This window comes from Thermohalobaculum sp. (assembly GCF_058622915.1).
In genome coordinates, this window is the sequence record NZ_JBZSYN010000192.1 from 1 (window position 1) to 12570 (window position 12570).

Genomic DNA, 12570 nt, shown 5'->3' on the forward strand with positions numbered 1-12570 from the left:
CACGGCTTCAACACGGTGCTCGACATGGGCGCCGACGTGCGCGCCGAGCCGAGGAACCTGCTGCAATACGCCGTCATGGGCGCCGAGTACGCGCATCTCAACTTCGGCATCGAACGCCCCCGCGTCGGGCTGCTCAACGTCGGCACCGAGGCGAGCAAGGGCACGCAGGAGCTGCGCGATGCGGCGGCGCTTCTCGAATCGGCGGGGAGCGAGCGATTCACCTATGTCGGCTTCGTCGAGGGCAGCGACATCTGCAAGGACACCGCGGACGTGTTCGTCACCGACGGCTTCACCGGCAATGTCGCGCTGAAGACCGCCGAGGGCACCGCCGGCTTCATCGGCGAGGCGCTGCGCGAGGCCTTCCGCAACAGCTTCTGGTCGCAGATCGCCAGCCTGTTCGCCGTGACCTCGCTCAAGCGCATGCGCGAGCGCATCGACCCGCGCCGCATGAACGGCGGCGTCTTCCTCGGGCTCAACGGCGCCGTGGTCAAGAGCCACGGCAGCGCCGATGCGATCGGCTTCGCCTCGGCCATCGAGCTGGCGGCGAAGATGGCCGACACCGATTTCCCGCGCCTCGTCGCGGCACAGCTCGCCAACCTCGACCCGAGGGCCAGGACGGCGCAGCAAGAGCCCGAGAGAGGCGCAGGCGAATGAGCGTGACGCGGGCGATCGCCGTCGGCTGCGGGCACCACCTGCCCGCGCGTGTCGTCACCAATGAGGAACTGGCCCAGCGCATCGAAACCTCAGACGAATGGATCCGCACGCGCACCGGCATCCGCCAGCGCCATATCGTGGCCGAGGGCGAGCGCACCTCGGATCTGGCCATCGCCGCGGCGCGCCAGGCGCTGGCCGCGGCCGCAATCGAGGGCCGCGACCTCGACGCCCTGATCCTCGCCACCGCGACGCCGGACCAGACCTTCCCCTCGACCGCCACGCGGGTGCAGCACGCGCTGGGCATGCATGGCTTCGCCTACGACATCCACGCCGTCTGCGCCGGCTTCATCTACGGGCTGGCCAACGCCAACAGCATGATCGTCTCGGGCATGGCCAGGCGTGTCATGGTGATCGGTGCCGAGACCTTCTCGCGCATCCTGGACTGGGACGACCGCTCGACCTGCGTGCTGTTCGGCGACGGCGCCGGCGCCGTCATCCTCGAGGCCGGCGAGGGCGACGGCACCGCCGCGGACCGCGGGCTGCTCGGCACCTGCCTGCACTCGGACGGCAGCTACAACGATATTCTCTACGTCTCGGGCGGGCCCTCCAGCACCAAGACGGTGGGCTTCCTCAAGATGGAGGGCCGCGAGGTCTTCCGCCACGCCGTGGTCAAGCTCGCCGAGGTGGCCGACGAGGTCATGGAGAAGGTCGGCGTGACCGGCAAGGACGTCGACTGGATCGTGCCCCACCAGGCCAACCTGCGAATCATCGAGAGCACCGCCAAGAAGACCGGCGTGCCGATGAACAAGGTCGTGGTCACGGTGCAGGATCACGGCAACACCTCGGCCGCCTCGATCCCGCTGGCGCTGTCCACGGCGGTCGGCGACGGGCGCATCGGCAAGGGCGACCTGCTGCTGATGGAGGCCATCGGCGGCGGGCTCGCATGGGGCTCGGCGCTGCTGCGTTGGTAGTGCTTCGACACTCAAGTTCCACCTCATCTTTTGGACTTTTCTACAAGTCATTGACATTGACTCATTTTCGCAATTGACGTTTAATCCACTTCGGGACGTGGGTAGGGTGTTGTGTACAAAGAAGGAGAGGGGAGGGTGCGGACGATGGCGAGTAATACGTTGACACGATCCGACCTAAGCGAGGCAGTTTACCGGGAAATCGGGCTTTCCCGGAATGAATCGTCGCAAATGGTAGAGACGATCCTGGCAAGAATTTCCGACGCCCTGATCAAGGGCGACAATGTCAAGATCTCCTCGTTCGGGACCTTCGCGGTGCGCAGCAAGGGCGCCCGCATGGGACGCAATCCCAAGACGGGCGAGGAGGTGCCGATCGATCCCCGCCGTGTTCTCGTCTTCCGTCCTTCGCACATCATGAAGGGTCGGGTGAACGGCGGGAGGGTGCGTTGATGGGCGTCACCGCGAAGGAATTCGCAGGACCAGGCGGCAAATCACCAGAAGCGTTCCGGACCATCAGCGAGGTGGCGGACGTACTTGACCTGCCGCAGCACGTGCTGCGCTTCTGGGAGACCCGGTTCCCGCAGATCAAGCCGATGAAGCGCGCCGGCGGGCGGCGTCTCTACCGCCCCGATCACGTCTCGCTGCTGCGCGGCATCAGGGCCCTGCTCTACGATGACGGCATGACCATCAAGGGCGTGCAGAAGGTGCTGCGCGAGCAGGGCGCCAAGACGGTCATCGCCCGGGGCAACGCCACCGCCGAGCTGACCCTCGAGCGCGCCGCACCGCCGGCCGATGCCGCCGAACGCCTCGCCGCGCTGCGCGAGCGATTCGAGGCCGAGCGCACCATCGATGCCGCCGAGGTGGGCGAATCGGTCGATCCCGAGCGGATCCGCCGCAACATCGCCCGGCTCGAGGAAATCCTGGCGCGACTCGAGCAGCCTTGAACACGGCCCCGCGGCGCCTGCCGCCGCGGGCGCGAATTTCCCTGCTCAGGCCGGTTGCCAACCGCGGCAACCCCTTTGCATGCCGCGAGCGAGCCGATATATACGGCCGCATCTCACCCGGGCCGTAGCGCAGTTTGGTAGCGCGCTTGCATGGGGCGCAAGAGGTCGTGAGTTCGAATCTCGCCGGCCCGACCAATCGGGGAACGCCAGCGGCACGCGCCGCTGGCGTTTTCTGTTGCGCGCGCCCCCCGGCGTTGCCATGAACAGGCGCGAGCCGACCAGCGGGCGGGCCAGATGAACGACACGACACGGGTTGCGACACGGACTGGGACACGGGCTGGGACACGGACTGGGACACAGGCTGTGACACGGGGGGTCCTGCCGTCCCAGGAGCTCAGGACCATGGTCGCGCGCGGCGAGATCGCCGCCGCCGACCCGGTCACGCCCGAGCAGGTGCAGCCCGCGAGCCTCGACCTGCGGCTGGGACGGCGCGCCTGGCGGGTGCGCGCCAGCTTCCTGTCGGGCCGCGGGCGCACGGTGGCCGCGCGGCTGGCCGAGTTCGCCATGCACGAGATCGACCTCAGCGGCGGCGCCGTGCTCGAGACCGGCTGCGTCTACGTGGTCGAGCTCGCCGAATCGCTCGCCCTGCCCGGCGACGTCTCGGCCGCCGCCAACGCCAAGAGCTCGACCGGGCGGCTCGACCTCCTGACCCGGCTGATCACCGACCGCTCGATCGAGTTCGACCGCGTCGAGCCCGGCTATCGCGGCGCGCTCTATGCCGAGATCGGGCCGCGCACCTTCTCGGTGCTGGTGCGGCCGGGCATGCGGCTCAACCAGATCCGCTTCCGCTGCGGCGAGGCGGCGATCGGCGACGCGGAGCTGCGCGCGCTGCATGCGCGCGAGCCGCTGGTCAACGTGGATGCGCTGATCGACGGGGGCCTGGGCTTCTCGGTAGACCTCACGCCGCGCGGCGCCGGGGGCATCGTCGGCTGGCGGGCGCGGCCGCATTCCGGGCTGATCGACCTCGACCGGATCGACCACTACGACCCCGACGAGTTCTGGGAGCCGGTGCGCCCCAACCGCGGCGGCACGCTGATTCTCGACCCCGGCGCCTTCTACATCCTGGTCAGCCGCGAGGCGGTCAGCGTGCCGCCCGCCACCGCGGCCGAGATGGTGCCCTACATGGCCGTCGCGGGCGAGTTCCGCGTGCATTACGCCGGGTTCTTTGACCCCGGCTTCGGCCATTCCTCGACCGGTGGCTCGGGCTCGCGCGGGGTGCTCGAGGTGCGCTGCCACGAGACACCCTTCGCGCTCGAGAACGGCCAGCTTGTCGGGCGCCTGGTCTACGAGCGCATGGCGCAGCTGCCCGACCTGCTCTACGGCAGCGGCATCGGCTCGCACTACCAGGGACAGGAGCTCAGGCTGGCAAAGTATTTCCGGGCGACGTAACGCCCTGCCGCGGACGACCCGAGAGCGCCCGGCGGGCGGCGCGCCATCCGGTCGGCCAAACTGCTGAAGACGCCATTAACCATAAGCGATGTGCACACATGGATTTGAATAAAATCAATAACTTGCGCGATTGTGCAATGTGCACACCCGTGCCCGCCGCCGCCTGTGACGCACAGGATCAGTCCTCGTCCTCGGCGAACAGCTCGGCCATCGCGTCCTCGGCGTTCTCGCCGGGCTCCTCGTCCGCGCCGTCCTCCTGCCAGCCCTCGGGCGGCGTCGGCTCCAGCAGCCCTGCCGCGCGCAGCTCCTTGACACCGGGCAGGTCGCGGGCGCTCTCGAGCCCGAAATGGTCGAGGAAGCCCTGCGTGGTGACGAAGGTCACCGGCCGGCCAGGAGTCTCGCGCCTGCGGCCGAAGCGGACCCATTCCAGCTCGAGCAGGATGTCGACGGTGCCCTTCGAGACCGAGACGCCGCGAATCTCCTCGATCTCGGCGCGCGTCACCGGCTGGTGGTAGGCGATGATCGCCAGCGTCTCGATCGCGGCGCGGCTGAGCTTGCGCGTCTCGGTCGCCTCCCGGCGCATCAGAAAGCCCAGATCGGGCGCGGTGCGGAAGGCCCAGCCCGGCCCCACGCGCACCAGCCGCACGCCGCGCGGCGCGTAACGCGCTTCGAGCAGCTCCAGCGCCGCCTTGGGGTCCGAGCCCTCAGGCAGCCGCGCGCCGATCTGCGCGGGCGTCAGCGGCTCGGCCGCGGCGAACAGGATCGCCTCGACCATGCGCTCCTGCTCCGCGAGCGGCGGCGCGTCGAAAAGCTGGCCCGTGTCCGGGGCGCCTGCCTCCTCCGCGTCGCTCACGCGGCTTCCTCCGCAGCCCGGTCGTCTGCCGCGCGCGGGGCGCGAAGGTAGATCGGCGCGAAGGTCCCGTCCTGGCGCAGCTCCAACTCGCCGCGCCGCGCCATCTCCAGCGTCGCGGCGAAGGTCGAGGCCACGGCGCTGCGCCGCTTCGCAGGCTGGGCCAGCCAGCCCTCGGGCAGGAACGAGGTCAGCTGCCCCCACTCCAGCGTCACGCCCAGCATGCGCTTGAGCCGGGCCAGCGCGGCCTCCATCGAGAAGATGGCGCCGCGGTCAACCTGCAGCGGCCGGTAGTCCTCGCGCCCCTTCACGCGGGCATAGGCGTGCAGCAGGTCGGCCAGATTGGCCGTCCACTCGACCCGGCGCTTCACGGTCGTCGCCTCGCAGTCGCCGCGGGCGAAGAAGTCGCGGCCGAGCCGGTCGCGGGCCATCAGCTCGGCGGCGGCCCGGCGCATCGCCTCCAGCCGCTCGAGCTGGAACGCGAGCCGCGCCGCCAGCTCCTCGCCGCTCGGATCGCCGTCCTCGTGCAGCGGCAGCAGCAGGCGCGACTTGAGGTAGGCCAGCCAGGCCGCCATCACCAGGTAGTCGGCGGCCAGCTCGATCCTCATCCGCTTGGCCGCGGCGACGAAGGCGAGGTACTGCTCGGCAAGCTGCAGCACCGAGATGCGGCGCAGGTCCACCTTCTGCGTGCGCGCCAGCGTCAAGAGCAGGTCGAGCGGCCCCTCGAAGCCGTCCACGTTGACCATCAGCGTCTCGGCCTCGATCGCCGCCCGGTCGCGGGGCGGCGTGTCGAAGGCCAGGGCCTCGATGTCGACGATCCCCTCAGGCATGGGCACTCTCCCCTGTCAGCTCGGCATAGCGCGCCTCGGCTGCGGCGAGGTCGATCTCCTCGGCCGGGCCCCGCTCGGCCTCGGCCCTGGCGGCGCGCCGCGCGGCAGCGCCGGCCAGCCGCGGCGCGGCGGCGGCGACCGCGCGCATCTCGGCCATGTCGCCGTTGCAGTGCAGGATCATGTCGCAGCCGGCCGCCAGCGCGGCAGCAGCGCGGGCGCCCATCGGGCCGCTCAGCGCCCCCATCGACAGGTCGTCGGTCATCAAAAGCCCGTCGAAGCCGATCTCGCGCCGGATCACCTCGATGGCAGCGGCCGAGAGCGTGGCGCAGCTCTCGCGGTCGATCGCGGCATAGACCACATGCGCCGTCATCCCCAGGGCCTCGCCCGCCAGGGGCCGGAAGGCGGCGAAGTCCACCGCCTCGAGCGCCCGGCGCGGCGCCGTGACCAGCGGCAGCCCCAGGTGGCTGTCGGTCGGGGCGCGCCCGTGCCCGGGCAAGTGCTTGACCACCGGCAGCACGCCGCCGGCGCGCAGCCCGGCACAGACCGCCCTGCCCCGGCGCGCCACCGCATCCGGCGTCTCGCCAAGCGCCCGGTCGCCGATGATCCCGTGCCCCTCGGGCGCCGCGACGTCGAGCAGCGGCGCGCAGTCCACGTCGATGCCCAGCGCCGCCAGTTCGGCGGCGATGATGCGGTAGCGCAGCCGCACCGCCTCGAGCGCCGCTTCCTCGTTCGCTCCATCGAAAAGCCGCCGCACCGGCCCCCAGTGCCGCCAGTGCGGCGGGCCGAGCCTGGCGACGCGGCCGCCTTCCTGGTCGATCAGCACCGGCGCCCGCCGCCCCACCGACTCGCGCAAGCCGTCGACCAGCCGGCGCAGCTGTGCAGGCTCGCGCACATTGCGTCCGAACAGGATGAAGCCCCAGGGATCCGCCTCGGCGAAGAACGCCCGCTCGCTCGCCAGAAGCTCCGGCCCGCTCGCCCCGAAGATGGCGGCGATGGGGGCAGACGCGGGGGCAGACGGGCGCGCGGACGGGGAGGCGCTCATCCGTTGACCGCCACCAGGCAGTCCTGCCCGCGCGACTGCAGCGCGCGGCAGACGTTCTGCGCCTCGAGCCTGTCCTTGAAGGGCCCGGCGCGCAGACGGAAATAGCGCTGCCCGCCGGAGATCGTGCTCTGGATCACCAGCGCGCGGCCGCGCAGGATGTCCTGGTTGGCGCGGTAGATGCGCTGCCACATGCTCCGCGTCTGGTCGCGGTCGGGATAGGCGCCGAGCTGGATCTGCACCGGCGAGGCCGCCGCGCGGGCGGCCAGCTGCTCCTGCTCCGAGGCGGCCTGCTGCGCGGCTTCCATGCGTTGCTTGAGGTCCACGGGGCGCGGGCGCACCAGCGGCGTGGCCGCGGGAGCGGTGTCCGTCGCGGGCGGCTGCGGCGCCGCGGCCGCAGCCGTCGTCGTTGTGGCCCCGCCCGTGAGTGCCGCCATCGACACATCCTGCGGCGAAGGGCGCTCGGGCGGCGGTGCGAAGACGATATCGGTCGGCGCCGCCGTGCGCGGCGAGCCGGCATGGTAGGCGGTGATGTCGCGATAGGCGATCTGAGCGCCGCCGGGATTGTGGGGCTGTACCTTGGCCGGCGTCAGCGCCGCACGGATCACCGGCACCGACGAGGCATCGCGCTGGGTGAGCCCGTATCCCCACAGCGCCACCCCGACGATCACCGCCACCGCCAGCAGCGCGCCGCCCCACACCGACGCCACGCGGCCCAGGCGCGCGCGCCAGCGCTTCATGGCGCCCTCATCGGCGACGGCATAGCCGTTGTCCAGCTCATCTCGCATTCGGGTTCCGCGCCTGTCACTCGTCCCCATCATCTGGGGCTCAGTACTGCCCAGACCCCATTATATGCGACGCAAAGTCACTTCATTTCCTTAACCGGGGTCACCCCAAGAATACCAAGACCGGCTGAAATCACAACCTGAACCGCACGCGCCAGCGCCAGCCGCGCCCGGCTCAGCTCCGGCGCGTCGGACTGGATCACGCGCAGGCCGGGATCGTCCTGCCCGCGGTTCCACCATGAATGAAATTCAGATGCAAGATCATATAGATAGAAGGCGATCCTGTGCGGCTCGTGGTGCTGCGCGGCGATCTCGACCAGGCGCGGGAACTCGGCGAGCTTCCGGGTCAGCGCCAGCTCGGCCTCGCCTTCGAGCTGCCCCAGCTCCGCCTCGCCCAGCGACGAATCATCCGTGGCGAGCCCCGCCTCGCCCGCCCGCGCCATCAGCGAGCAGATGCGCGCATGGGCGTATTGCACGTACCACACCGGGTTGTCCCGGCTTTGCTCCAGCACGCGCACGAAGTCGAAATCCAGCGGCGCGTCGTTCTTGCGCGTCAGCATGACGAAGCGGGTCACGTCGGGTCCCACCTCGTCGACCACGTCGCGCAGGGTGACGAAGGTGCCGGCGCGCTTGGACATCTTGAGCGGCTCGCCGCCCTTGTAGAGCTTGACCAGCTGGCACAGCTTGATGTCGAGCTCGACCCGGTTGTCCGACAGCGCCGCCACCGCCGCCTTCATGCGCTTGACATAACCGCCGTGGTCGGCACCCAGAACGTCGATCAACAGGCCGAACCCCCGGTCGATTTTGTCCTTGTGATAGGCGATGTCGGGCGCGAAGTAGGTCCACGAGCCATCCGCCTTCCGGATCGGCCGGTCGGTGTCGTCGCCGAAGGCGGTCGAGCGGAACAGGGTCTGCGGCCGCGGCTCCCAGTCGTCGGGCATCTTGCCTTTGGGTGGCTCCAGCACGCCCTGATAGATCAGGCCGCGCTCCTCCAGCGCCTTCAGCGTGCCCTCGATCCGGCCCGTGCCATAGAGCGCGCGCTCGGAGAAGAACACGTCGATTGCCACGCCGAGCGCGGCGAGGTCGGCCCGGATCAGCTCCATCATGGTCGCGATGGCGAAGTCGCGCACGGTCGCGAGCCACTCGTCCTCGCGCCTGTCCAGCAGGCTGTCGCCGAAGCGCGCCTTGAGCGCCGCGCCCACCGGGATCAGGTAGTCGCCCGGATAGAGTCCCTCGGTGATCGCGGGGATCAGCCCGTGCGCCTCGCGATAGCGCTCGTAGGCCGAGCGGGCGAGCACGTCGACCTGCGTGCCGCCGTCGTTGATGTAGTACTCGCGGGTCACGTCGTGGCCGACGAAGGCGAGCAGGCTCGCCAGCGCGTCGCCGAACACCGCGCCGCGCGTGTGGCCGACATGCAGGGGGCCGGTCGGGTTGGCCGAGACGAACTCGACATTGACCTTGCGGCCCGCGCCGATGTCCGAACGCGCGAAGTCGGCGCCCTCGGCCAGCGCCCCGGCCACCACGCTGCGCCACATGTCCGGCGCGAGGCGCATGTTGATGAAGCCCGGACCCGCGACGGTGACCTCGGCCAGCCGCGCGTCCGCGCCGATCAGCGGGGCCAGCCGCTCGGCCAGCTCGCGCGGCTTCAGCCCGGCGGGCTTGGCCAGCACCATTGCCGCGTTGGTCGCCATGTCGCCGTGGGCGGCATCGCGTGGCGGCTCGACGGCGATGCTGCCGGTGGCCATGTCGGCGGGCAGCGCACCTTCGGCGGCCAGCCGCGCGACGGCGTTCAGCACCACGGTCTTGATCTCGGAGAACAGGTTCATCGGGGCTCCAGCGGCGTCAGGGTGTCGCGCCAGGGATCAGGCCCGGGCCATCGGGTCGGTCAGCACCCGGTGCTCCTCGAGCGCGAAGCGGTCGGTCATGCCGGCGATATAGTCCGCGACGATCCGTGCACGCAACTCCTCGGCCCGCGCGCGCGCCGCGGCCTCGGCCCACTCGCCCGGCATCAGCGCCGGGTCACCGGTGAAGATGCCGAACAGCGCCCGCACCACCCCGGTCGCCTTGGCGCGCATCCGGCGCACCCGGAAATGCCGGTACATGTGGCGAAACAAAAACGCCTTGAGCGCCTTTATGTCCCCGGCCATGCGGCCCGAGAAGGTGATCACCGGCTGGTCCAGCGCGCGCACCGCCCCCGCCGACTCCGGGGCCAGCACCGCCAGCCGCGCGCGGCTCTCGGCCAGCACATCGTCGACCATCAGGCCGAAGACGCGCCTGAGCGCCTCGTGCCGGCGGCGCACCGGGTCGAGATCGGGATAGGCCGCGTCGACCTCGGCGAAGCAGTCGCCGACCAGGGGCAGCGCGATTGCCTCGTCCAGCGTGAAAAGCCCTGCGCGCAGCCCGTCGTGCAGGTCGTGGTTCACATAGGCGATGTCGTCGGACAGCGCCGCCACCTGCGCCTCGGCGCTCGCGCGCGTGTGCAGCTCGAGGTCGTGGCGCGCGGCGTACTCGGCAATGGCCATCGGCAAGGCCTCGCGGTCCGCCTCGGCCGAGGCCAGCAGCGGGCCGTTGTGCTTGGCGATGCCCTCCAGCGTCTCCCAGGTCAGGTTCAGCCCGTCGAACTCGGCATAGTGGCACTCGAGCGCGGTGACGATCCGCAGCGCCTGGGCGTTGTGGTCGAAGCCGCCATAGGGCGCCATGCACTCGGCCAGCGCCTCCTCGCCGGTGTGGCCGAAGGGCGGATGGCCGAGGTCGTGCGCCAGCGCCACCGCCTCGGCCAGGTCCTCGTTGAGGCGGAGCGTGCGCGCCACCGTGCGGGCGATCTGCGCCACCTCGATCGAGTGCGTCAGCCGCGTGCGGTAGTAGTCTCCCTCGTGCTCGACGAACACCTGCGTCTTGTGCTTGAGCCGCCGGAAGGCCGAGGAATGGATGATCCGGTCGCGGTCGCGCTGGAAGCACGAGCGGTGCGCGCTCCCGGGCTCGGCATGCAGCCGGCCGCGGCTTTCCGAGGGCCGCGAGGCGCAGGGCGCGAGATATGCCTCGTCCCGATCGGCCTGATCCATGGCAGCGCCCCTTGTCTGGCGGGCTGGCGTCGATACATTTGTGGGGTCAATGCATCGACGCTGGTTTCGGGCGCCGCTTATAGCCGATTCGCACGGCATTGCAGGCACGGCATTGCAGGCACGGCATTGCAGGCTTGGCATGGCAGCCGGAGGAGACGATGGAGATCACGATCCCCGTGAAGGTCACGGACCGCGCCTTCGAGCGCCTCGCCGAGATCGCCGCGGAATCGGGCGAGGCCAAGGCGCTGCGCGTCGCCATCCTGGGCGGCGGCTGCTCGGGCTTCTCCTACGAGTTCGAGCTCGAGGACGCGCCCGCCGAGGGCGACACGGTGATCGAGCGCGACGGCCAGCGCGTGCTGGTCGATCCCGAATCGCTGCCCTTCCTCGCCGGCGCGGTGATCGATTTCCGCGACGAGCTGATCGGCGCGCGCTTCCACGTCGACAACCCCAACGCCACCTCCACCTGCGGCTGCGGCACCAGCTTCTCGATCTGACGGCGCCCGACGCCGATTCCCCAATTCACACCGGGCCGGCCTCCCTCTAGGCTCGCAGCGGCGATTCTGCGGGGGTGGGATGCAGGCGACGCGCGAGCTTCTGAAATCGGTCTTCGGCTTCGACACCTTCCGCCCCGGGCAGGAGGAGGTCGTCGCCGCCATCCTCGCGGGCCGCAACGTGCTGGCGATCATGCCCACGGGCGGGGGCAAGTCGCTGTGCTACCAGCTGCCCGCGCTCAGGCGCGAGGGGCTCACCGTGGTGATCTCGCCGCTGATCGCGCTGATGCGCGACCAGGTGGCGGCGCTGCGCGAGGCCGGCGTCGAGGCCGGGGCGCTGACCTCGGCCAACGACCCGTGGGAGACCGAGCGCGTGTTTGAGGCACTCGAGGCCGGCCGGCTGCGGCTGCTCTACATGGCGCCCGAGCGGCTGGCGTCGGAGGCCACCATCCGCCTGCTGCGCCGCTCGAACGTGGCGCTGCTCGCCGTGGACGAGGCCCACTGTGTCAGCCAGTGGGGCCACGACTTCCGCCCCGACTATCTGCGCATCGGCGCGCTGCGCGAATCGCTGGGCGCGCAGACAGCGGCCTTCACCGCCACCGCGGACGCAGACACGCGCGCCGAGATCGCCGCGCGGCTGTTCGCCGCCCCGCCCCGGGAGTTCGTCCGCGGCTTCGATCGGCCGAACCTGCATCTCGCCTTCGAGCCCAAGGCCAGCCCGCAGAGCCGCATTTTGGGCTTCGTCGCCCGCCGCCCGGGGCAGGCCGGCATCGTCTATTGCGGCTCGCGAAAGAAGACCGAGACGCTGGCCGCCGCCTTGGCCGCGCAGGGCGTGCCGGCGCTGGCCTACCACGCCGGCCTCGACGGCGAGACCCGGTCCACGCGCCAGGACCGCTTCACCCGCGAGGACGGGCTGGTGATGGTGGCCACCGTCGCCTTCGGCATGGGCGTGGACAAGCCCGATGTGCGCTTCGTCGTCCATGCCGACCTTCCGAAATCGGTCGAGGCCTACTACCAGGAGGTCGGGCGCGCGGGGCGTGACGGGGCGCCGGCCGACACGCTCACGCTTTACGGCATCGACGACATCAAGCTCAGGCGCCTGCAGATCGACCATTCTGACGCGCCGCCCGAGCGCAAGCGCGCCGACCACCAGCGCCTGAATGCGCTCCTGGCGCTGGCCGAGGCCCCGCGCTGCCGCCGCCAGACGCTGCTCGCCTATTTCGGCGAGACGCGCGCGCAGCCTTGCGGCAATTGCGACCTGTGCCGCGAGCCGCCCGCGCTGTTCGACGGCACCGAGGCGTTGCAGAAGGCCCTCTCGGCCATGCTGCGCACCGGCGAGCGATTCGGCGTCGAGCACCTGATCGCCGTGCTGCGCGGCGAGGACGGCGCGCGCATCCGCCAACTCGGCCATGACCGGCTGCCCACCTTCGGCGTCGGCGCCGAGATCGAGAAGGGCCGCTGGCGCGGCATCTTCCGCCAGCTCTACGCGCTGGGCTAC

At 70.7% G+C, this 12570-nt stretch carries 13 protein-coding genes and 1 tRNA gene; 8 read left to right on the plus strand and 6 right to left on the minus strand.

Annotated features, from left to right (window positions below; genetic code table 11):
• From AC32QD_RS15115 to AC32QD_RS15140, 6 genes are all read left to right on the plus strand, one after another.
• A partial coding sequence (locus AC32QD_RS15115; RefSeq protein ID WP_492011338.1) for a phosphate acyltransferase occupies nucleotides 1-654 on the plus strand: 654 nt, incomplete at its 5' end.
• Nucleotides 655-656: 2 nt separating this feature from the next.
• Nucleotides 657-1625: a beta-ketoacyl-ACP synthase III gene (locus tag AC32QD_RS15120; RefSeq protein WP_492011350.1), complete on the plus strand. Its 969-nt coding sequence runs from the start codon at nucleotides 657-659 to the stop codon at nucleotides 1623-1625.
• 144 nt (nucleotides 1626-1769) lie between these two features.
• Complete coding sequence (gene ihfA, locus AC32QD_RS15125; RefSeq protein ID WP_492011339.1) at nucleotides 1770-2072, plus strand: integration host factor subunit alpha; 303 nt, start codon at nucleotides 1770-1772, stop codon at nucleotides 2070-2072.
• Nucleotides 2072-2566, plus strand: a complete 495-nt coding sequence (locus AC32QD_RS15130; protein ID WP_492011340.1) for a MerR family transcriptional regulator — start codon at nucleotides 2072-2074, stop codon at nucleotides 2564-2566. Before ihfA ends, AC32QD_RS15130 begins: the two co-directional genes overlap by 1 nt.
• A 118-nt stretch (nucleotides 2567-2684) precedes the next feature.
• Nucleotides 2685-2761: transfer RNA gene (locus tag AC32QD_RS15135), tRNA-Pro, on the plus strand.
• A gap of 168 nt (nucleotides 2762-2929) precedes the next feature.
• Nucleotides 2930-4015, plus strand: a complete 1086-nt coding sequence (locus AC32QD_RS15140) for a 2'-deoxycytidine 5'-triphosphate deaminase (RefSeq protein WP_492011341.1) — start codon at nucleotides 2930-2932, stop codon at nucleotides 4013-4015.
• A 178-nt stretch (nucleotides 4016-4193) separates the two neighbouring features.
• On the opposite strand, the gene scpB is transcribed toward AC32QD_RS15140, so the two are convergent.
• From scpB to AC32QD_RS15170, 6 genes are all read right to left on the minus strand, one after another.
• Nucleotides 4194-4868, minus strand: a complete 675-nt coding sequence (gene scpB / locus AC32QD_RS15145) for an SMC-Scp complex subunit ScpB (RefSeq protein WP_492011342.1) — start codon at nucleotides 4866-4868, stop codon at nucleotides 4194-4196.
• Nucleotides 4865-5695: a segregation and condensation protein A gene (locus AC32QD_RS15150; protein WP_492011343.1), complete on the minus strand. Its 831-nt coding sequence runs from the start codon at nucleotides 5693-5695 to the stop codon at nucleotides 4865-4867. Before AC32QD_RS15150 ends, scpB begins: the two co-directional genes overlap by 4 nt.
• Entirely contained in the window at nucleotides 5688-6737 is a 1050-nt protein-coding gene (locus AC32QD_RS15155) for a glycoside hydrolase family 3 N-terminal domain-containing protein (protein WP_492011344.1), read from the minus strand. Before AC32QD_RS15155 ends, AC32QD_RS15150 begins: the two co-directional genes overlap by 8 nt.
• A complete protein-coding gene (locus AC32QD_RS15160; protein WP_492011345.1) occupies nucleotides 6734-7522 on the minus strand; it encodes an SPOR domain-containing protein in 789 nt (262 codons plus the stop codon). Before AC32QD_RS15160 ends, AC32QD_RS15155 begins: the two co-directional genes overlap by 4 nt.
• A gap of 77 nt (nucleotides 7523-7599) precedes the next feature.
• Complete coding sequence (argS, locus tag AC32QD_RS15165; RefSeq protein ID WP_492011346.1) at nucleotides 7600-9345, minus strand: arginine--tRNA ligase; 1746 nt, start codon at nucleotides 9343-9345, stop codon at nucleotides 7600-7602.
• 36 nt (nucleotides 9346-9381) lie between these two features.
• Nucleotides 9382-10581 (minus strand): deoxyguanosinetriphosphate triphosphohydrolase, encoded by a 1200-nt coding sequence (locus AC32QD_RS15170; protein ID WP_492011347.1) that lies wholly within the window; start codon nucleotides 10579-10581, stop codon nucleotides 9382-9384.
• A gap of 158 nt (nucleotides 10582-10739) precedes the next feature.
• Here AC32QD_RS15170 and erpA point away from each other — a divergent pair, with 158 nt between their 5' ends.
• Both erpA and AC32QD_RS15180 read left to right on the plus strand, forming a co-directional pair.
• On the plus strand, nucleotides 10740-11075 hold the full coding sequence (gene erpA, locus AC32QD_RS15175; protein WP_492011348.1) for an iron-sulfur cluster insertion protein ErpA: 336 nt from the start codon (nucleotides 10740-10742) through the stop codon (nucleotides 11073-11075).
• A gap of 79 nt (nucleotides 11076-11154) precedes the next feature.
• A partial coding sequence (locus tag AC32QD_RS15180) for a RecQ family ATP-dependent DNA helicase (RefSeq protein WP_492011349.1) occupies nucleotides 11155-12570 on the plus strand: 1416 nt, incomplete at its 3' end.